Origin of the sequence: Enterobacter sp. A103, assembly GCF_034427535.1 — a bacterium.
Classification (GTDB): Bacteria; Pseudomonadota; Gammaproteobacteria; order Enterobacterales; family Enterobacteriaceae; genus Enterobacter; species Enterobacter asburiae_B.
Window position 1 is genome coordinate 753,832 of the sequence record NZ_JAXQPQ010000002.1, and the last position, 20,984, is coordinate 774,815.

At 54.5% G+C, this 20,984-nt stretch carries 20 protein-coding genes; 12 read left to right on the plus strand and 8 right to left on the minus strand.

Annotated features, from left to right (window positions below):
* The first annotated feature begins 127 nt into the window (after positions 1-127).
* The gene (locus tag SPH27_RS09215; protein WP_013097677.1) at positions 128-376 is read left to right on the plus strand and encodes a DUF1158 domain-containing protein; all 249 of its coding nucleotides are present in this window, start codon (positions 128-130) and stop codon (positions 374-376) included.
* Positions 377-458: 82 nt separating this feature from the next.
* On the opposite strand, the gene SPH27_RS09220 is transcribed toward SPH27_RS09215, so the two are convergent.
* Both SPH27_RS09220 and SPH27_RS09225 read right to left on the minus strand, forming a co-directional pair.
* Positions 459-800 carry a RamA family antibiotic efflux transcriptional regulator gene (locus SPH27_RS09220; RefSeq protein WP_010428317.1) on the minus strand — a complete coding sequence of 114 codons (342 nt, stop codon included), beginning with the start codon at positions 798-800 and terminating at the stop codon, positions 459-461.
* A 32-nt stretch (positions 801-832) separates the two neighbouring features.
* On the minus strand, positions 833-1,936 hold the full coding sequence (locus SPH27_RS09225; protein WP_182072833.1) for an MBL fold metallo-hydrolase: 1,104 nt from the start codon (positions 1,934-1,936) through the stop codon (positions 833-835).
* A gap of 190 nt (positions 1,937-2,126) precedes the next feature.
* Between SPH27_RS09225 and SPH27_RS09230 the strand changes: the two genes are divergently transcribed.
* The 7 genes from SPH27_RS09230 (at position 2,127) to SPH27_RS09260 (ending at position 9,799) form a co-directional block, all read left to right on the plus strand.
* A complete protein-coding gene (locus tag SPH27_RS09230; RefSeq protein ID WP_039264021.1) occupies positions 2,127-2,717 on the plus strand; it encodes a TetR/AcrR family transcriptional regulator in 591 nt (196 codons plus the stop codon).
* Positions 2,707-3,075 (plus strand): MmcQ/YjbR family DNA-binding protein, encoded by a 369-nt coding sequence (locus tag SPH27_RS09235; protein WP_033144850.1) that lies wholly within the window; start codon positions 2,707-2,709, stop codon positions 3,073-3,075. The genes SPH27_RS09230 and SPH27_RS09235 overlap by 11 nt, the downstream gene beginning before the upstream one ends.
* A gap of 120 nt (positions 3,076-3,195) precedes the next feature.
* Positions 3,196-3,849, plus strand: coding sequence for an oxygen-insensitive NAD(P)H nitroreductase (gene nfsB, locus SPH27_RS09240; RefSeq protein WP_182072834.1), 654 nt, complete (start codon positions 3,196-3,198; stop codon positions 3,847-3,849).
* 404 nt (positions 3,850-4,253) lie between these two features.
* Positions 4,254-6,863 (plus strand): filamentous hemagglutinin N-terminal domain-containing protein, encoded by a 2,610-nt coding sequence (locus SPH27_RS09245; RefSeq protein ID WP_322435683.1) that lies wholly within the window; start codon positions 4,254-4,256, stop codon positions 6,861-6,863.
* 93 nt (positions 6,864-6,956) lie between these two features.
* Positions 6,957-8,615, plus strand: a complete 1,659-nt coding sequence (locus SPH27_RS09250; protein ID WP_182072836.1) for a ShlB/FhaC/HecB family hemolysin secretion/activation protein — start codon at positions 6,957-6,959, stop codon at positions 8,613-8,615.
* Between the two features lie 195 nt (positions 8,616-8,810).
* Positions 8,811-9,299: a pilin glycosylation ligase domain-containing protein gene (locus SPH27_RS09255; RefSeq protein WP_182072837.1), complete on the plus strand. Its 489-nt coding sequence runs from the start codon at positions 8,811-8,813 to the stop codon at positions 9,297-9,299.
* Positions 9,300-9,367: 68 nt separating this feature from the next.
* Positions 9,368-9,799 carry a hypothetical protein gene (locus SPH27_RS09260; protein WP_182072838.1) on the plus strand — a complete coding sequence of 144 codons (432 nt, stop codon included), beginning with the start codon at positions 9,368-9,370 and terminating at the stop codon, positions 9,797-9,799.
* 514 nt (positions 9,800-10,313) lie between these two features.
* Here the strand turns inward: SPH27_RS09260 and SPH27_RS09265 are convergent.
* Entirely contained in the window at positions 10,314-10,607 is a 294-nt protein-coding gene (locus SPH27_RS09265; protein ID WP_182072839.1) for a hypothetical protein, read from the minus strand.
* Between the two features lie 253 nt (positions 10,608-10,860).
* Here SPH27_RS09265 and SPH27_RS09270 point away from each other — a divergent pair, with 253 nt between their 5' ends.
* Both SPH27_RS09270 and SPH27_RS09275 read left to right on the plus strand, forming a co-directional pair.
* Positions 10,861-11,139, plus strand: coding sequence for a hypothetical protein (locus SPH27_RS09270; protein WP_048978903.1), 279 nt, complete (start codon positions 10,861-10,863; stop codon positions 11,137-11,139).
* A gap of 38 nt (positions 11,140-11,177) precedes the next feature.
* Positions 11,178-11,786 carry a helix-turn-helix domain-containing protein gene (locus SPH27_RS09275; protein WP_080973615.1) on the plus strand — a complete coding sequence of 203 codons (609 nt, stop codon included), beginning with the start codon at positions 11,178-11,180 and terminating at the stop codon, positions 11,784-11,786.
* Between the two features lie 47 nt (positions 11,787-11,833).
* Here SPH27_RS09275 and SPH27_RS09280 read toward each other — a convergent pair whose 3' ends face one another.
* Positions 11,834-12,706, minus strand: a complete 873-nt coding sequence (locus tag SPH27_RS09280; RefSeq protein WP_048978904.1) for a helix-turn-helix transcriptional regulator — start codon at positions 12,704-12,706, stop codon at positions 11,834-11,836.
* Positions 12,707-12,813: 107 nt separating this feature from the next.
* Between SPH27_RS09280 and SPH27_RS09285 the strand changes: the two genes are divergently transcribed.
* Together SPH27_RS09285 and SPH27_RS09290 are read left to right on the plus strand one after the other, a co-directional pair.
* Complete coding sequence (locus SPH27_RS09285) at positions 12,814-14,250, plus strand: MFS transporter (protein ID WP_182071757.1); 1,437 nt, start codon at positions 12,814-12,816, stop codon at positions 14,248-14,250.
* A gap of 65 nt (positions 14,251-14,315) precedes the next feature.
* The gene (locus tag SPH27_RS09290; RefSeq protein WP_182071759.1) at positions 14,316-15,560 is read left to right on the plus strand and encodes a mechanosensitive ion channel family protein; all 1,245 of its coding nucleotides are present in this window, start codon (positions 14,316-14,318) and stop codon (positions 15,558-15,560) included.
* A gap of 109 nt (positions 15,561-15,669) precedes the next feature.
* Here the strand turns inward: SPH27_RS09290 and pheP are convergent, their stop codons facing one another.
* The 4 genes from pheP to SPH27_RS09310 form a co-directional block, all read right to left on the minus strand.
* The gene (pheP, locus tag SPH27_RS09295) at positions 15,670-17,058 is read right to left on the minus strand and encodes a phenylalanine transporter (RefSeq protein ID WP_047061279.1); all 1,389 of its coding nucleotides are present in this window, start codon (positions 17,056-17,058) and stop codon (positions 15,670-15,672) included.
* A gap of 103 nt (positions 17,059-17,161) precedes the next feature.
* Positions 17,162-19,345, minus strand: a complete 2,184-nt coding sequence (locus SPH27_RS09300) for a TonB-dependent receptor (RefSeq protein ID WP_182071761.1) — start codon at positions 19,343-19,345, stop codon at positions 17,162-17,164.
* A 185-nt stretch (positions 19,346-19,530) separates the two neighbouring features.
* Positions 19,531-19,806 carry a DUF1471 family periplasmic protein YahO gene (gene yahO / locus SPH27_RS09305; RefSeq protein ID WP_096149928.1) on the minus strand — a complete coding sequence of 92 codons (276 nt, stop codon included), beginning with the start codon at positions 19,804-19,806 and terminating at the stop codon, positions 19,531-19,533.
* A gap of 149 nt (positions 19,807-19,955) precedes the next feature.
* Entirely contained in the window at positions 19,956-20,984 is a 1,029-nt protein-coding gene (locus SPH27_RS09310; protein ID WP_182071763.1) for an ABC transporter ATP-binding protein, read from the minus strand.

Genomic DNA, 20,984 nt, shown 5'->3' on the forward strand with positions numbered 1-20,984 from the left:
GGTCGTATTTTGTTATTTATTCCCCAAATAATATCTTCGTTTTATTCAATAACGTCTTAGTCGCTGATATTGCTTTACGTTACAGGATGCCGGACAATGACATTTTTAACTGACGATTAACATTACGATGAAACACCCGTTAGAATCGCTGCTTACGGCAGGCGGCATTTTATTGCTGGCCCTGCTCTCCTGTCTGCTGTTGCCCGCGCCGTCGCTGGGTCTGGTGCTGGCGCAGAAGCTGGTTCAGACCTTTCACATGGTCGATCTGAACCAGCTTTACACCATTTTGTTCTGCGTGTGGTTTTTACTGCTGGGTGCCATCGAATTCTTCGTGCTGCGTTTCGTCTGGCGCCGCTGGTTTTCACTGGCGTCGTAAGCCAATAAAAAAGCCGGGTGGCGACTTCGCCTTACCCGGCCTGTGATGGCAATTTTCCAGACCCGCCAGGGCTGAAAACAGCTCAGTGCGTCTGACTGTGGTTCTCCTTGCGGTACGCACCAGGCGGCTGGTTGAACGTCCGGGTGAAGATACGGGTAAACGTCTGCTGCGAGTCAAACCCGTAACGCAGGCAGATGTCGTAGACCCGAGCGTCGGATTCACGCAGATCGCGCGCCGCCAGCAGCAGCTTGCGCTCACGGATATAACGCCCCAGGCTCTCCCCTTTGTACTGCATAAACAACCGCTGCAGGTGCCACTTCGAGTAACCCGCGTGGCGGGCAATCTCTTCTATACGTAATGGCTGGTGCAGATTGTCGTCGATCCATTCGACGATAGTGTCGATGACTTGAGCGGAAATGGTCATGCTGCTGTCCCCCTCTGCTTCTCGCTTAAACATTATTCCCACCACGCGCGAAAGGTTTGCGCGGCGTCATTCACCCGGACGGGCTCGCCCAGCGCCGGTGTCAGTAGCCGATAGTTTTTATCCTTGCTGGCTTTAGCCAGCTGGATCAGCGGATCGTTCCACGTATGTTTCGCCAGCACGAAGCGTCCGTTATGCCCGGGCACCACGGCTTTCGCGTTCAGATCCACCGAGGCCTGCGCCGTTTCCTCCGGCAGCATGTGGATGTACTTCCAGTCCTGGTCGTACTGGCCGTTTTCCATGATGGCGACATCCACGCCATCAAACTGCTCGCCGATGGCCTTAAAGTGCGGGCCGTAGCCGGAGTCCCCGCTGTAATAAACCTTCCGCTCTGGCGTGACGAACATAAAGCTGCCCCACAGGGTTCGATCGCGCTTGATGCCGCGCCCGGAGAAGTGGCGCGCCGGCAGAACATGCACCGTCAGTTCATCGCTGATGCGTACCGACTGGTTCCAGTCGCGCTCGTCAATAATCTCAGGCTTCATCCCCCAGTAGCGCAGGTGGGAGCCCACGCCCAGCGGCGTCACCACGCGCTTCACCTTCGGCAGTAGCGCCCTGATGGTGGCGTAATCCAGATGATCGTAGTGATCGTGCGAGATAATCAGCAGGTCGATTTCCGGCATGCTTTCAGCGCGCCACGGATACTCCCCGGCAAAGGCTTTATTCAGGAACGAGAACGGCGCGGCGTAGTTGCCGAGCACCGGGTCGATCAGGATGCGTTTGCCCGCGAGCTGCAGGTACCACGAGGAGTGACCGAGCCACACCAGGGTGTCCTGCTCCAGCGGCAGGCTCGCAAGATCGGTTTTCACCAGCGGCAGCGGCTGGGCCGGGCGCGCGTTTTCGGTTTTTTTGGTCAGAAAATCCCACGTCGCGACCAGCATGTTTTTGTCGCCGTTATAGCCCGGCGTCGGCAGCGTATTGTGGAATTTCCCGTCGCGATACTGGGGAGAGGCCTCCACTTCGGTGAGCTGCTCACCCTGCGGTGGCTGGCCGAATCCGGCATTCAGTACAAACGGTAAACTCGCAGCTGAAGCAATAATCATGATTAACACCACGCAGTTGAAGAGAGGTTTTTTCATATCCAGACCCGAAAACGCGCCCCATCCGATAGTTTGCGCGGGGTAAACTTGATTATGAGTGAGTAAGCACTCATTATAGATATGATGATAAAGTCGTCAAGACGTTTTCGATCTTTGACATTCCGCGTTGCAGCGTGTCAAAGCACGTGTTTCAATCAGGGTTTTTATAATTGACAGGGGGAAAAATTTAGTGGCACGTCCGAAGAGTGAAGATAAAAAACAGGCCTTACTGGAAGCCGCAACGGTGGCGTTTGCACAGTCAGGTATTGCCGCCTCAACATCGTTAATCGCCCGTAACGCGGGCGTCGCCGAAGGGACCCTGTTTCGCTACTTTCCCACTAAAGACGATCTGCTGAATGCCCTCTATCTGCACCTGAAGCAGGATCTCTGCCAGGCCATGCTGGCAAACCTCGATCGCACCATCACGCTGCCCAAAGAACATACCCGCAATATCTGGAACAGCTACGTGGACTGGGGTATTCGTAACCCCGTTTCTCATGCGGCTATCCGCCAGATCGGCGTCAGTGAAAAGCTGAGCGCCGAAACGGAACAGGCGGTGAAAGAGATGTTCCCGGAGCTCCATGAGCTGTGCCGCCGCTCGGTGCGTCAGGTGTTTATGTCAGATGAATTTAAAACGTTTGGCGATGCGCTTTTCTTATCGCTGGCCGAATCCACGATGGAATTTGCCACTCGCGACCCTTCCCGCGCCGTTGATTTTAAAGCGCTCGGTTTTGAAGTGATGTGGCGCGGGCTAGCCCAGGAAGAGAGCGATGGACAGTAAATCCTTGCAGGAGCACGCAATGCGCGTGGCCCTTGAGTTGCCCTTCACCGAACACTGCTGGCCGTTTGGTCCGGAGTTTGACGTGTTTAAAGTGGGCGGAAAGATTTTCATGATCGTTGCGGTCGCGCACGGGCGACCGCACGTCAGCCTGAAGTCAGACCCGGAGAAATCGCTCTTAAATCAGCAGATCTATCGCGGGATCGAGCCAGGCTACCATCTGAGTAAAAAGCACTGGATCTCCCTTTACGGCACCGACGACGTGACGCCGGAACTGGTTACCGACCTCATCCGTGACTCCTGGAATCTGGTAGTGGATAAGCTGCCGAAAAAAGACCAGAAGTGGATCCGTCCGGTCTGATTGTTCGTCTGAGACGAACAGATTAAGCGCTCGAATTGCACTTATCTTTTTCCGCGTCCCGCTGTAATCTGCTTTCCTTTCGCGCCCGCGAGCGGGCGAATTTCATCACCAGGAGTTGTTATGGATATCATTTCTGTCGCCCTGAAACGCCACTCTACCAAGGCGTTCGACGCAAGCAAAAAACTGACCGCGGAAGAAGCGGAAAAAATCAAAACCCTGCTGCAGTACAGCCCGTCCAGCACTAACTCCCAGCCGTGGCACTTCATTGTGGCCAGCACCGAGGAAGGAAAAGCGCGCGTGGCGAAATCCGCCGCGGGCACCTATGTGTTCAACGAACGCAAAATGCTGGATGCTTCTCACGTGGTGGTGTTCTGCGCGAAAACCGCGCTGGATGACGCCTGGCTGGAGCGCGTTGTCGATCAGGAAGAGGCCGATGGCCGCTTCAGCACGCCGGAAGCCAAAGCCGCAAACCACAAGGGCCGCACCTACTTCGCCGACATGCACCGCGTGGATCTGAAGGATGACGACCAGTGGATGGCGAAACAGGTTTACCTGAACGTCGGCAACTTCCTGCTGGGCGTAGGCGCGATGGGTCTGGACGCGGTACCGATTGAAGGTTTCGACGCCGCTATTCTCGACGAAGAGTTTGGCCTGAAAGAAAAAGGCTTTACCAGCCTGGTGGTAGTACCGGTTGGGCACCACAGCGTGGAAGATTTTAACGCCACGCTGCCGAAGTCTCGCCTGCCGCTGAGCACGATCGTCACTGAGTGCTGATCTCCTCTGGCACGCTGGGATCCGGCGTGCCTGTTTTCAATACCGCATACTCCCGTTGTGTATAGATGCATCCGTTAGCAGGCAAATTATTTGTAACAGCACAGAAATACTTATATCGGAAATTTCGCATACAATTTTATAATTAATAATTACGTTCTTTTATGTGATATCAACCAGTTACAGCCTCTCAGCACTCCAATCAATAACCCTCAAAAATATATCCATTTATTTTTTGTCACGCTCACATTAATTATTCCATTCTGGTTCAGCATTAATTAATGCGCATTTTGTATGAATTGTTACATGTCTATTTTTGGAATCGAGATTCTGCATGTTTTTATATGCTTCCATTTCGCATGAAGAGAGATGGGAACACTTTTTCAAGGAATTACAAGGATAGATATATGAAAAATAAAAGTGCAGTAAGCACAAAGGCTAATTCAAAGGTATTGCACGCCAAACTGGCGCCCACCTGCTTTGCGACCATGCTTGCGCTGGGCATGATTATACCAGCTCAGGCTGCCATCGTGGCAGGTAATACCGATAAACCGGCCATTCATACGGATGCAAGTGGCGCAACCATCGTTGATATCAATAAGGCGAGCGCAGGTGGGGTTTCCCATAACGTTTATTCCGAATTTAACGTCGACAGCAACGGCGTGATCCTGAATAACAGCGGCACAGCAACCAACACCCAATTAGCAGGCCAGATCAATGGCAACGCTAATATGGCCGGCGGCAGCGCTAAAGTGATCCTGAACGAAGTGCGTTCATCCGATCCAAGCCAGCTGAACGGCATGGTCGAAGTGGCAGGCCAGTCCGCGCAGGTGGTTATCGCCAACCCATCAGGCATCACCTGTGACGGTTGCGGCTTTATCAATACCAACCACGCTACGCTGACCACCGGTACTGCCACCTACGATAACAAGGGTAATGTTAGCGGTCTGGATGTGAGCAAAGGTCAGGTGACCATCACCGGTAAAGGGATGGATACCCGTTCTACGCAGTACACCGACATTATTGCCCGTTCAGTGAAGGTCAATGCGAAACTTCAGGCTAACGAACTGAATATCGTCACGGGTAATAACCACATTGATAAATATGGCCGTGTGCAGAAGAGGTATGACAGCAGCAATGCCCCAGACGTAGCGCTGGATGTGTCTGCGCTGGGCTCCATGTACGCGAATAAAATCTATATGGAAGGCACTGACGCCGGCGTTGGCGTGCATATCGATCGTGCTGACCTGACGGCATCCGACACGCTGTCAATCAACGTTGAGGGTGTGGTCGAAAACAACGGCGGACGTATCAGCGGTAAAAATTCAGCTACCGTGATGGGAAGTGATGTCCTGAACCATAACGGTCAGATTACCTCTGAGGGTATGGTGTCCGTTACCGCAGACAACACGCTGGACAACACTAACGGCGTCATTAAAGCTGCGATGGTGAATGTTTCCGGCAAAAATACCGTTAACAGCCATGGTTCCATTCAGGGCAGCCAGAATACCTTTATTACCGCTGACTCGCTGGACAACAGCGACGGTGAAATTCTCAGCAATGGCGATTTGACGATCGGCCGCGCCTCCTGGAATTACAACGCACAGGGCGTGAATAATACCCATGGCCGCATTGTTGCTAAGGGTGCCCTCAGCGTTGACGCTGCCAGCCTGAACAACTCCGCTGGCCGCGTAGAAACCAACGGTGCGATGAGCGTCAATGTCGACACGCTGACGAACGACAACGGTCTCATTTCCGCCGGGAACGGCTGGAACATGATTAGCGCCTCCATGCTGAATAACGATAACGGTGTGATTCAGTCTCTGGGATCTGACAGCCAGCTTCAGGTGAGCGGCAACAACATGCTCTCTAACCGCAATGGATCAATCCACAGCGACGGCTCTGTTTCAATCAATGGCGCGCTGGATAATATGTCCGGCACCATCGCAGCCGAAAAAGACCTCTTTATGTACGGCACGTCCTACTATTCTGACCTTGCCAGTAAGATGGAAGCAGGCGGCAATATCGACATGACCGTGACCGGTACGTTCCAGAACGCCGGAACCCTTAAAGCGGGTCAGGATATGATGTTAACCATCGGTTCTAATGGCTGGAATAACTATGGCGGCCCGGTGCAGAACAGCGGTTCCATCGCGGCTGGCGGTCGCCTGGCGCTGCAGATGAACAGCAGTCAGTTCGACAACAGCGGTGACATTACCGCTAATCAGATGGATCTTCAGCTGGCAGACCTGTCCAACAGCGGCTCGATCGTCAGCAAGAATGATATCAACCTGAACACCACTAGCCTGGAAAACCGGGGTAACGGTACGCTCGTCGCAGACCATAACATCAACATTACCGCCTCTTATCTGATGACCGATGCAGGCAGCCAGATCAACGCGGGTTCTGATGCCATGCTGTTTGTCATGAACAATCTGGACAACAGCGGTGACATCCGCGCGGCGCATGACATTAATCTCGACGTAATGGGCAGCTACGGCTGGTCTCAAAGCACCGCGTATAACTACGGCACGATTGTGGCGGGTAATACCCTGAACGCACAGATGGACCGCGTAACCCTCATCAACGGCGGTACGCTGTCTGCTGATAACGGTATTACCCTGGTCAGCAACTACCTGACCAACAGCGGTAACATCACCAGTGCAAGCGGTATTACGCTGAACACGGCTAACGGCATTAACAACGAAGCCAGCGGTAATATTACCGGCGATCGCGTGTACACCATGGGTTACGTCAATAACATGGGTGTGATTAACGAGACCGGTACAGCAAATCAAGACAACGGTAGTAACACTGCTGATAACAATAATACCAACCCAGATTCAGATACCACGGCGAATAATAGTGGAAATACCACCGTTAAGCCAAACGGTACACCTGAAGGTAATGGCGTTTGGGAAAACGGCGTTGTCTATTATCCGGGCGATCTGTATTACGGGTATCCCATTCAGGATATCGTTTATTACCCAGGCGGCTACTCCATTTATACCGCGTAATCGTTTGAAATAAACCAAAGCCCCATTCCTGGAATGGGGCTATCTATTTTTTCGTTATATTCAGGATCCTTCGCGGTCCATAAAGTTATTTACATGACTAATTATCGATCTGGCCTCGTTCTGCTATCACTGCTCGCGTCACTTCCCGACACTGTACATGCTGAACCGGCCACCACTCAGCAGCAGGATCAGGCGAGGCACGAACAGCTTGCACCGCCTGGGAAGTCAGTCCTTTCATCAGAAGGCATGCTCGTAACTGATGCGCTTGCACTGCCACATGAGACAGTGTGCTACGACATTCAGCATCTGAACATCGACAATACGCAGTCGCTTCCTCACTGGCTCACTTTTCGCGATATCATTCGTCAGGCTGAGAATAACTGTATCGGCGTGAAGGGAATTAAAGCCATACATACGGCCGTGCAGAATCGATTAATATCCCACGGATTTATTACTACCCGCGTATTAATACCGGAGCAAAATTTGCACAAGGGAACGTTAACCCTGCGAATTCTGCCTGGACGCGTCAGTGATGTCATTATTCAGGATGAAAGCGGCCTCCCCGTTCATAGCTGGAATAACGTCCCACAAGGGCCGGACGATCTCCTCGATTTACGCGGTCTGGAACAGGGGCTGGAAAACCTGCAGCGTATTCCCGGTTCGCAGGCCAGTATTCGTCTGGTGCCGGGGGAAAATCCTGGCGATACCCGCATTGAGATCAAGCGCGACCAGCGTAAAGCCTGGCGACTGGGCAGCTGGTTTGATGATTCCGGTAGTAAATACACCGGACGGTACCAGGGGGGCCTGGCGCTGTATCTGGATAACCCCACCTCGCTCAACGATATGTTTTATGCAGCGTATGGCGGTGGCTTCAAAAATGAAAACGGCAAGCGTAACGATAATACCTCGGCGTTTTACTCCGTTCCCTGGGGATACTGGGCGCTGGAACTTTATGCCAGCCAGTACAGAACGACGCAGACTCTCCATAGCGGTGATTTTAACTACCGGTACAGTAGCGATGAAAAGTTAATGACCGCCGCGCTTAACCGCGTGGTTTACCGCAGCGCGAGCCAGAAAACCACGCTGGGCTTTAAAGGGATCAAGCGGGATTCCCGCTACGATCTTAACGACGTGGAAGTGGAGGTTCAGCACCGGGACACCAGCAGCTGGCAGCTCAACCTGGAACATTTAGCCTATCTTCCCTTCGGTCAGCTTACGGCAAGCCTCGGTTATCAACATGCCGCACCGTGGTTTGGTGAAGAACCCGATGCTGAAGAGATAGTGGGCAGTGCCGACGCGCAGGCGCGCATCATTACGCTGAGTGCAGACGGTACTTTCCCGTTCAAACTGGGCAAGTTTTCCCTCAGCTATGAACCGCATTTCAAGCAACAGACCACTCCGGACAGGCTGACCCAGCCCGATAAGTTCACCATCGGCAACCGCTGGACGGTGCGCGGCTTTGACGGAGAGTCCTCATTGTATGCCGACAAAGGCTGGTATCTGCGCAACGATATCAACCTGAATCTGCCGGTATGGGGAATGCAGCCGTACATTGGCGCAGACTATGGCGAAGTCAGCGGCTCAGAAAATGATTACTGGAGCGGGGCGCACATTGCCGGTGCGGTCGCAGGCGTGCGCGGGATCAAAGGCCATCTGGGGTATGACCTTTTTGCGGGTGTGCCTCTGGCAAAACCGGATGAGATGCATACCAGTCCCGTCACGCTTGGGTTTTCGGTGCAATGGCAGTACTGACACTGAAAGCCTCAGAATGGACGCAGGTGCGTTAGCCCCTGTCGGAGGGGGTAAATACAATCATGATTTACCCTCTTCAGGCGCAAATGAACATGCAGATGTCTTCTTTGATCACTCCAGCAAACACGCTGCCGCAGACCCGCACGATACGCATGCTAAATACTGTCTATTATTAGTCTTTACTGGCTGGTACTGATGCATCTTCCCTGGCCAAACAGCGGCGATTACGGCATGAACCTGCTGAGGTTGGGAATTATCTCGCTCCTGGGGCCCATCGTGTGGCTGTGCCTGAGAGCAAAAACGGTGAGTATCACCCCCACTTGTTTACTATTATTTGCAAGCGCAGTGCTGTTTACTCTTCCGGCATTTTGGAGGGAGTTTTCGCTTATCTTACGCTCCTGCAGCAACCCATCAGGGAAAAGGAAACGGTTGCCCTTTTTTTATCTACTTGCCGCCGCAGCTGTTATTGAGTGCGCACTCTCTTTGGCCGGGTTTTACTGTCCGCAATATCTACCCAATTCACTGGCCGAAAAATACTCCGGCTACGCGCCCGGCATCTTTCAACAGGTAAACGTGACCGCCTCGTTTCTTGCGACCGGGCTTGCCGCCCTGCTCGGCACGGTGATACTTCAGCCGTCGGTTGTGGCATCGCTCCAGCATAAAGGCTCTAACCAACAGCGCTGACTGACCCTGGCGTACACGCTGCGCATGATCGGCGTTCACCCCTGGCAGGGCTGGGGCTGGGTGGTACTGTGCCGCCGACGCAAAAACCTCTGGCAGTGGGCGGCGTTGCTAACCACGCTGCCGATCCTGCTGCATACGCAGGTGGAGTTTCCGCTTTACTATTCTGTGCGCATTTCTTCGCCGTGCTGCTGTTGCTGGCCGCCTCAGAAGGGAATGCTCCTGTCGTCACCCTGCGCCTTGCTCTGTTCCGCTTGCCGTTGGTGGCGATTGCTTTATACGGCATCGTGCTCTCATTCCAGCTCTTTTGCGCCAGCATCACGCTGGGCAATTTTGAAACTGCCCGGCTTGCGGATCGGCAGAGCATTACTCGTCTGCATGTTCCCTGGCTGATGCAGATGCGCTATCAGCGCGATATTACACTGTTGCATCTGGCGAATTTCAATGAACACGGGAATTTGGGAAGCTGGAAATATTCATGCGTAGTAACGCCCAGTGGATAAAGCTGCATATGGAAGAAGATGCGTATAACGTTCAGATCAATATTCTTTATTTTTTAAAACGGCATACAGAAGCGGAAAAATTAAAAATGGAGGCCCATCGGTTAATGCCGTGGAACGACAGATTTAAACCGTGAGAGAAAACCCATGAATATTAAGCTATAATTTAAATACAAATTTTAGTATTTCTAAACGGACTCTACCCCGCCAGCTGGATCTGTAGTATTCATCTGTATTTAGGTCGTAGTGGAAAACGGACAGAGGTGATAACGGCGCAGCTTAAGCCAGAGACGTTCGTGGTAAAAGAAGTGATATTAGCTCTGGCGGTGCGAGAGACGAGGGAATTGAAAAGAAGCGCGGGTGAAGAATGCGAGGCCGGGCATCCTGCCCGGTTTATCTCAAATGAATTTACTGATAGGTTAGGTTCAGCGTTGCAATCCCGTTAGCGGTGCCAGGTTTTACTTGGCTCTTCGTTTAATAATAATAGGCGGTTATTGGGAGGATTTACTGTCCTCCATTAGATCGCATAAGGTTTATGCAGTTTATTTAATTCCAGAGGCTGACCATCATACACTATTTCAATACCCACACCATCCGCCACTCCGGGCTGACCTTGATTACTTAAAGACAACACTGAATCTTTAGATGAGTCAGGATTTTTAACCCCAGTCAACACAATATTAATATTTGAATTTGCATCACAGTTAAGTACCCTATTTTGAATGGCACTCTTGTACGGTGAAAAACCTGTTTGCGATGAAAATTTATCAATGTCAATATTTTGAAAATCAAACAACAACTTATCATTCATCAACGTACATTTATTTTATGTCCTGGCAAGCGATCCGGTAACGCTGAACATTACAGGTAATGTGATTGCCTCTCCATGTGAAGTGAGCGCTGCCAGCGCAAATATAACAATTGGCCTGGGGGGCGGTAAAGACCTGCAAACTGCGGATCTGAATGCTTCAGGCAGCAGTTCGCCTTGGGTGCCAATTACCGTCTCACTGGGAAATTGCCCGGCAGGAACATCTGCATGACAGCTACTTTCCACGGCACCTCTGATGCTGCTGTTGCATACCCCTGGTACGGCAACCAACGTAGCTGTTCAACTGGAAGGGAAGTCCGAAGAGCCGTACGGTAACGGTAAGACGTCAACCATTAATATTGCTGATGCCACCGACGGCAAACCAACCTGGGATCTACAGACGCGAGCATTCAGCAAATCAGGTGGTGTGACTCCGGTAACAATCAGCTCAGTGATTACGATGTCCTTTGCCTACAACTCATCCTGTTTTGTTTCACCCGTTTACAGCCAGAACATGATATTGTTTTACTTCTGATATACTTTTGATACCTCTCATTGGGATCGTTAGACATCATGAAACCAATACATGACATAAATAAAATTATTTCCGTTGTCTCAGAACCGTCTCTTATCCGCACGGCGAAAATGCGCCAGATTATCTCATTGGCTTCCTTTCCGGAGCCTATGGTTATCGTGATTCATGAAGGTCTTGTAGCGGCATACAGAAACTCCGATCAGTTGTTATTAAGCTATTTTCAGGGGCCATTGATTGTTGGCATCAATGAATTTAGCGAGTTAAATAATTTTTTCCTTTACAAAGCGTATAGCGAAGTGCGGTATGAAATACAGCCGCGAAAAGAAGTGCTCGAAAAAATCGATAATGCTTCCATCTGGCGTGAAACTGCTTATCTCTATATGTATGCCCTGAAGCGTTTTTCTGAGGTGTACCAAAACTCTGCGGGTCTGTCGACGTACGAACTGATTCGCATCAACCTTAACGCGCTCATGGAAGAGGAGGAAGAGCTCCGTCTTTCAATTAACGTCAGTGATTATATTCAGGATAAAACAAGGCTCTCGCGCAGTCGGGTAATGAAAATTCTTAGCGATCTGCGCGAAGGCGATTTTATTGAGGTCAAAAGAGGCATTTTATTGAAGGTGAACAAACTGCCGGCAAATTACTGATCGGCGATCGTTACCCGGCGGCGCTTCGCTCGCCGGGACGACAAATCTCACACAGCCCCGCGCTCCGCCAGCCATTCCATCGCCCGCTCCCCCGCCTCATCCACCGGTAAATACACCAGCAGCCGCGACCCGTTTCGCGGCGCTGAGTACCAGTACATCTGCTGCAGCGTAAAATCCCCCAGCTCGGGATGGGTGAACAGCTTGAGCTGGTTCTCCACGCCGCGCACGTCGTTGCGCTGGTGCCACAGGGTTTTAAACTCTTCCGACACCGCAAAGAAGCGCGCCAGTTTGGCCTCCCACAGCGGATCGCCCCGGTGCTCGGCCATCGCTGCCCGGAAATAGGAGACAAATATCGGCAGCACATCGTCACGTCTGCCGAGACGCGCGCGCCACGCCGGATGGGTGAGGAACAGGTAAATACAGTTGCGGTCTTCCGGCGGGATTTCATTGAAATCGACGCCCATCAGGTGCCCGAAGCTGTCGTTCCACGCCACGATGTCGAAATTCGGTTTCTGAATGCTGGCGGGTTTAGGCATCAGCGTATCCAGCAGGCGGCGCGTGCCCTCGCTGATACCCTCGCAGCAAACCGCCTGCGGCGCTTCACCCGGCGGCAGCCCGGCTAACACAAACAGGTGTCGGGCCTCGGTCGGGGTGCATTGCAGCGCTCTTGCCACAGCAGCCATCACCGCGCTGGACGGATTGACGTCCCTGCCCTGCTCAAGCCAGGTGTACCAGGTCACTCCCACGTCCGCGAGCATCGCCACCTCTTCCCGGCGCAGACCCGGCGTGCGGCGACGACCGCTGCGCGGCAGGCCAAGACGCTGCGGATCGAGGCTTTCGCGTCGCGCGCGTAAAAATGCCCCCAGCTGTTTTCGGGTGTCATCCTGAAGTGAGACGACGGGTTCAGACATCAAGGCCATAAATCCCCCTGCATGGTAGTGCCAGTACCAGTATAAGCAAGAACTGGTACCCGTTTATCAGATGGTTGATGCTACGACCATCTGTTGAATGACGCAATGGAGTTACCATGAATACGTCAGTTGTTTCACCCGGCCGCGCTGGCCTGATATTGCTGCTAACCGGCCAGATGCTGCCGATGATTGATACCTCAATCACCAACGTCGCGCTGGACGCCATCACCCATTCGCTGAACGCCACCGCCACCGAGCTGGAGCTAATCGTCGCCCTCTACGGCGTGGCCTTCGCCGTCTGCCTCGCGCTCGGCAGCAAGCTGGGGGATAACTTTGGCCGTCGGCGTCTGTTCATGTGGGGCGTCGTGAGCTTTGGCCTGGCCTCGCTGCTCTGCGGGATGGCGGGGAACATTGAACAGCTGCTGGCCGCGCGCATCGTTCAGGGGGCGGGAGCCGCGCTGATCGTGCCGCAAATTCTTGCTACCCTGCACGTGACGCTGAAAGGTACGGCGCACGCTAAAGCCATCAGCCTGTTTGGCGGCATCGGTGGGATTGCGTTTATCGTCGGCCAGATGGGCGGCGGCTGGCTGGTGTCGGCGGATATCGCCGGGCTGGGCTGGCGTAACGCCTTCTTCATCAACGTGCCGATTTGTCTGGTGGTGCTGGCACTGAGTCGCCATTTCGTACCCGAAACCCGTCGCGAGACGCCGTCACGCATCGACTGGACCGGAACCGTGCTGCTGGCGATCATTCTTTGCTGCCTGCTGTTCCCGATGGCGCTCGGCCCACAGTGGCACTGGTCGTGGCCGCTGAAGGTTATGCTTCTCGCCATTATTCCTTTGGGCTGGCTGACGGCGCTGAATGCGCGCAAAAAAGAGCGAGAGAATGCCCACCCGCTGATCCCGCCGCGCCTGCTGCAGCTTCGCAGCGTTCGCTTTGGCATTCTGATTGCGATGCTCTTTTTCAGCGTCTGGTCCGGGTTTATGTTCTGTATGGCGCTGACCATGCAAACCGGTCTGGGGATGGCACCGTGGCAGTCCGGAAACAGTTTTATCGCGCTGGGAGTAACTTACTTTATTTCGGCGTGGTTCGCGCCGCGGCTGATTGCTCGCTACAGCACCAGTACCATTCTGCTGACGGGTCTGACGATCCAGATTGCCGGCCTGCTGGCGCTGATCGCTACGTTCCGCGTCTGGGGAATGGAGAATACCGCCCTGACGCTGGCGCCCGCGACCGGGCTGGTCGGCTACGGGCAGGCGCTGATCGTGAACAGCTTCTACCGCATCGGGATGCGCGATATTCAGCCTGACGACGCGGGGGCCGCGAGCGCCATTCTCAGCACGCTACAGCAGGCCGCGCTGGGGCTTGGCCCGGCCATTTTTGGCGCGATTTTGCTGCACGCGCTGCAAAACCATCACGGGGATTACACCCAGGCGGTGAACGTCTTCCTGATGGTGGAAACGGCGATGATGGTGGTGCTTGCCCTGGCGACGCTGCGCATCCGCCATCGCCTGTGCCTGCCGGTGGTGAAGGTCTGCCAGGCCACCAAATAAGCCCGGGAATTTGCATAATAGATCCGCAGCCGCCATTATGGGGCTGCATCAATACAGGAGACGTTATGCAGGAATTAATTGCTCAGGTTGAAGAGTTAGGCATTGAAATTAATCACACCACCTCTTTAGTGATTATCTTTGGTATTATTTTTCTTACCGCCATCATCGTTCATTTTATTCTGCACAAAGTGGTGCTTCGCGCTTTCGAAAAACGCGCGCAGGCCAGCAGCCATTTATGGCTGCAGATCATCACCCAGAATAAATTATTTCACCGTCTGGCCTTCACCCTTCAGGGGATAATCGTCAACGTTCAGGCGGTACTGTGGCTGCAAAAGGGCAGCGAAGCGGCGGAAATTCTCACTACCTGCGCAAAGCTGTGGGTCATGGTGTATGCCCTGCTCTCCTTCTTCTCGCTGCTGGACGTAATTTTTAATCTGTCGCAGAAAATGGCCACCGCGTCACAGCTGCCGCTGAAGGGGATCTTCCAGGGCATCAAGCTGGTGAGCGCCATCCTGGTGGGGATAATGATTATCTCCCTGCTGATCGGCCAGTCCCCGGCAATTCTGATAAGCGGTCTGGGCGCCATGGCCGCCGTTCTGATGCTGGTGTTTAAGGACCCGATACTCGGACTTGTGGCCGGGATCCAGCTTTCCGCCAACGACATGCTCAAGCTCGGCGACTGGCTGGAGATGCCAAAATACGGTGCCAACGGCACGGTAACGGACATCGGTCTGACCACCGTTAAAGTGCGCAATTTTGATAACACCATCACCACCATTCCGACGTGGGCCCTGGTGTCCGACGCCTTTATCAACTGGAGCGGCATGTCCGCCTCCGGCGGGCGACGCATTAAGCGCAGCCTGAATATTGATACCACCAGCATTCATTTTCTCGACGAGCAGGAGCAGCAGAAACTCATTCAGGCGAAGCTGCTGAAGCCCTATCTGGCCGCGCGACATGAGGAAATTAGCCTGTGGAATCAGAAGAACGGTGAAGGGGAATCGGTATTAAATCTGCGTAAGATGACCAATATTGGTACCTTCCGCGCCTACCTGAATGAATATCTGCGCAACCATCCGCGTATTCGCAAAGATATGACGCTGATGGTGCGCCAGCTAGCGCCTGACGCGAATGGTTTGCCGATTGAAATATATGCCTTCACCAACACGGTGGTCTGGGCAGAATATGAGGAGATTCAGGCCGACATCTTCGACCATATATTCGCGGTGGTGGATGAATTTGGGCTGCGTATTCATCAGTCCCCGACCGGGAACGATATTCGATCCCTGGCGGGCGTTATCGCCAGATAATCCGTTTGTAGGCCCGGTAAGCGAAGCGCCACCGGGCGTGAAGGCAGGTGCGGTTTGGTGTGGTGCCCTCACCCCGGCCCTCTCCCACGGGGAGAGGGAGAAAAGCGGATCACTTTTTGCGGGAAAGCTTAAACGCCACAAACAGGAAGATAACCCACACCGGCAGCAGCATCGCCGAAAGACGCATCTCATCCATAGTGCACATCAGCACCAGAATCAGCCCGAGGAAAGCGATACAGATGTAGTTCCCCGCCGGGTAAAGCAGCGCTTTGAACTGCGTCTCGCGTCCCTTGCGGCGCATCGCGGCGCGAAAGCGCAGGTGCGCCAGGCAGATCATGATCCAGTTCAGCAGCAGCGTAGCGACAACCAGCGCCATCAGCAGGCCAAAAGCCTCTTTCGGCAGCAGATAGTTAATCAACACCACCAGCGAGGTGATAGCGCCAGAAAGTAACAAGGAATTCACCGGCACGCCGCGACGGCTGACGCGGGTGAGGAACTTCGGCGCGTTGCCCTGCACGGAGAGGCCGAACAGCATGCGGCTGTTGGAGTAAACGCCGCTGTTATAGACCGACAGAGATGCCACCAGAATGACGAAGTTCAGCGCCGAGGCCACCACGTTGCTGTTCAGATCGTGGAAAATCATCACGAACGGGCTGCTGTCGGACTTCACTTCCACCCACGGATAGAGCGCCAGCAGCACCACCAGCGAGCCGATGTAGAACAGCAGAATCCGGTACACGACCTGGTTGACCGCTTTGGGAATGCTTTTATGCGGGTCGCGCGCTTCCGCGGCGGTAATGCCGATCAGCTCTAGTCCACCGAAGGAGAACATGATCACTGCCAGGGAGAGGATCAGCCCTTTCCAGCCGGTCGCAAGGAAGCCGCCGTGCTGCCACAGGTTGTCGATCGTGGCGCGCTCGCCGCCGTGGCCAGAGAACAGCAGCCACAGGCCAAAGCCGATCATCCCGATAATCGCCAGCACCTTGATCAGCGCAAACCAGAACTCGGTTTCGCCATACAGGCGCACGTTGACGAGGTTAACGGCGTTAATAATGATGAAGAAGGCCGCCGCCCAGATCCACGTCGGAACATCCGGCAGCCAGTACTGCATGTAAATGCCCGCGGCGGTCAGCTCCGCCATCCCCACCAGCACGAACATCACCCAGTAGTTCCAGCCGGACAGGAAGCCTGCAAACGGGCCCCAGTATTTATAAGCAAAGTGCGCGAAGGAGCCTGAAACCGGCTCTTCAACGACCATTTCGCCAAGCTGGCGCATGATCAGGAAGGCGATAATCCCGGCGATACCGTAACCCAGCAGCACCGCCGGGCCCGCCATCTGAATAGCGGGGCCGATGCCGAGAAACAGCCCGGTACCGATCGCGCCGCCAAGGGCAATTAACTGAATATGTCGATTTTGCAAACCACGTTGCAGCGTCGGATTCTGATCCGACGAGGCTTCAGCGCTACCATGGCCTGAAGCGGATGACGCGTCTTTCACGTCCTACCCCTGTCTCTTTTTTAGAAGGGGCACGTTTTAACACTTCATGCTGGAGGTAGCAAGGGATTGGGGCATCCCTGCCCCGGATAACGAGATGGAACGCTTAAAACGCGTAGCCAACCGAGACCTTAAAGGTGCGCGGTTCGCCCTGCGTAATATAGGTACCGGAATCGTCCACGCTGGCCCAGTAGTTTTCATTGGTCACGTTGTCGATGCCCGCACGAACCGTCATCTGGTTTTCATTGTGGTTCACCGCGAAGCGATAGCGCATGCCCAGATCCAGCGTGGTGTAGCTGTCCAGCTTTTTGGTGTTTGCCAGGTCAGCGTACTGCGCGCCGGAATGATTCACGCGGGCGGTCGCGGTCAGGCCGTCAATCGGCTTGATGTCGTACTCTGCGCCCAGCACGGCGTAAAAGTTCGGAATCCCGATCGCATCATTACCCTGATTCACGCCATTTTTGGTTTTGGTCAGCTCGGCCTGCAGCCAGGTGGCGCTGGCGTTCAGGCGCATCCCCAGCGCGGGCTCGCCGAAGACGTTCAGCTCCACGCCACGGTTTCGCTGCTCGGCATCCAGGCCGTAATGGCCGCTGTCGTCGAGGATCGCCGACGGCATTTTGATCTCAAACAGCGCAAGCGATCCGCCCACGCGGCCGAAGTCCGCCTTCACGCCCACTTCGTTCTGCTTAGAGTGAACGATACCGGTGCTCTGGCCGTAGTTGGTGGCGGTGTTAGGTGCAGTTTTGCCCGGCTGCAGCGCTTCGGTGTGGTTTGCATAGAGTGAGATCGCCTCCCACGGCTTGTAGACCACGCCGTAGGTGGGCATCCAGCGGCTGCCGTCGAAGCCGTCCGCCGCGTTTTCCGCACCGGTAACTTTGTTATACCCGCGAATAACCACCTTCTGATGGCGGGCGCCTGCGGTGAACAGCAGCTTGTCGTCCAGCACGCCCAGCGTATCGCTCAGCAGCCAGCCCTGGGTACGGGTGCGCCCGCTGGTCAGCGGATCGCTGTACTTTCCGCCGGAACCGTTGAAGTTGGTGCTGTCCGGCATATCGACGCCGGTGTTGTGGTAGATGTTGGTGGTCGGGTTATCCTTCGCCGCCGACATTTTCCACGCGATTTTTTCATTTTTGGTCATCGCCGAATAGCCAACGTTGACCTTGTGCGAGACGAAGCCTGTATTGAAATTACCGCGAACGCCCGCCATGCCGCTGACGGAATCGCTGATGCGGTTGGTATCAAGACGGCTGACCGTTGCCTTGCCGCTTTTATCCACCAGCTTCGGCGCGCTGTAGATGCCTTCCTCATGCGCGTGCTGCGCGCCAAGACCGGTATAGGCGGTCCAGCCGTCGGTGATGTCATACTCGCTGCGCCACATCCCAAATTCGTTTTCGATGTTGCTGTAGGCCCACTTCTGCGAGAAGTTGCGATCGTTTTTCGGCGGCTCGGGCACGAAGTCCACCCCTGAAATATTGACGCTGGTCGGGCTGCCGTGGAAGGTTTTCTTCTGATAGCCGAGATCCAGCGAGGTGCGGAAGCGGTCGCCCGCGTAATCCAGGCCGGTAGAGAGTAGCGTGGTGCGGCGGCGGTCATTCGGTATGCCGGTTTCCCCTTCGCGATGGACCAGGTTCACCCGCGCGCCGAACTGGTCGCTGTCGCCGTAGCGACGGCCCGCATCCAGCGTGGTGCCAATCTGGGAATCCGAGGTGTAGTCCACGCCGACTTTCGCCTGCGGGAGTTCGCCCGCGTGTTTTGGCTCAAGGTTGATCATCCCGCCTACGCCGGAGCTTGCCGCGCCGTTCATCAGCGAGTTGGCCCCTTTGAAGATCTCGATGCGGTCAACCATCTGGGTATCCACCACCTGGCGCGGCAGCACGCCGGACAGGCCGCCAAAGGTCATGTCGTCGCCGTCGAACTTCAGGCCACGGATGCGGTAGGTCTCCGCGCTGTTGCCGTACCCCTGAACGAACTGCACGCCCGCGTCGTTCGCGACGACATCGGCAATGGTTTTCGCCTGCTGATCTTCCACCAGCTTCGAGGTGTAGCTGATGATGTTGAACGGCACGTCCATGGCGTTTTGCTGGCCCAGCATACCCATGCGCCCGCCGTTCGCCACCTGTCCGTCAAGGAAGGCCGGTACCAATTGGTCGCCGCCGGGTTTGAAATCGCTGGCTGGTGCAGCCTGGACAACGAGGGTGTCCTCTTTTTGATTGTCCGCCGCAAAGGCGGAATGTGTCGCCGCGCCAACGGCGAGCGCCAGCAGCGTCTTGTGTATTTTGGTGTTGTTCATCGTTAACTCATTTTAAAGTGCGCGCAAAAATGACCCGTTGTCGGGCCTTAGAATGTATTGAATGCAATGCAAATGAGAACTATACGCATTATCCATGCGTTAGCAAGTGTAACCGCGTTCATAAGGAGATTTGGCGAGAAAAGAGGGGGAACAGCCACCCCGTTTCGGGGATGGCTGCAATAACATTATTTTTTCTTGTAGATATTGGCCGTACCGTGAATTTTATTGTTGGTGTTCCCTGAAGTGAGCACCAGGACATCCGCGCCTTGCTTATCGGCTTTCTCAATCAGTTCTTTTTTCGCATCATCCACCGATACTTCATTCGAGGTGTTTACCGTACCGATTTTTTTATATTGAGACGCAACTTTCTTGAACTCATTTTTTGTCAGCAGCTGGGCAGCAAAAGCATTGGTCGTAAACAGTAACGCCGTTCCCAACAAAATAGCAGTCGTCTTTTTCATAACCTTTTTCCTTGAGATTAATCAGCAACTACGAAAAACCTCACGCATTGTGGTGAGGTTTTATGAGCATGGTAGAGAATCTCAGGAATTGCCATGCGTTCGGGAAAAATCTTTTATAACAACCCGTTGCATGAAATTACTAACGAATATTAAGAATATTCGAATACCCGCGCGGTGCCAGCAATATCAATGCGTACCGCCGTGCCCGGGTTCCATCCTGGCTGGCTTACGGTCTTCAGAATCACCGGCTGCTGCCCGGCTAATCCCAGGGTGAGCGTTGACAGCTGGCCGGTGAAGTCCACGTCGAGAATCGAGATCGGGCTTTCATGCGCTGCACATGCCGTCACGCGTAATTGTTCAGGGCGCATCATTACCCTGCCCTGTCCTGTCGCATGCGCGTTGTCCGTCGGCACTTCACCCAGCGCGCACACGGCATACCCGGCAGCGAGCTGAGCAGGGAGGATCACGGCATCGCCAAGAAACAGCGCCGTCTCTTCGTCAACCGGACGGGTGTAGACGTCATAAGGCGTACCGACCTGCGTGAAGCGTCCGGAGCGCATGACGGCGACCTGCGTAGCAAAGGACAACGCTTCGTTCTGGTCGTGGGTGACCAGAATCGAGGCCACGCCCGCTTCGGCCAGCAGATCGGCCGTTGCCTTACGCGTCATCGCGCGCAGGCCGGTATCCAGAGCCGAGAACGGTTCATCCAGCAGCATCAGTGAAGGTCGCTGGGCCAGCGCACGGGCAAGCGCCACGCGCTGCTGCTGTCCGCCGGAAATCTCGTGGGGCCAGTGCGTTGCGAGCTGCCTGTCCAGAGAAACCATCTCCATCAGCGCCTCAACGCGCTGGCGCTTCTCGTGGCGAGTGCCGTCCAGCCCCCAGGCGATGTTGTCTGCCACATTGAGGTGCGGGAACAGCGCACCCTCCTGAGGCACAAAACCGATCCGGCGCAGGTGGGCGGGAACAAAACTATTTTCATCGAACAGCGTTCTCCCCTGCATGACAATGCGCCCGGTGTCAGGCGTTTCGAACCCGGCCAGAATACGCAGCAGCGTGGTTTTCCCCGACCCGGACGGCCCGACAATCGCCGTCCTGCTCCCCGGCGCCACGCTCAGGTTTAAGCTGTCGAGCACCTGCACATCAGAAAACGATTTAGAAATGGCGGTTAATTCAAGCAT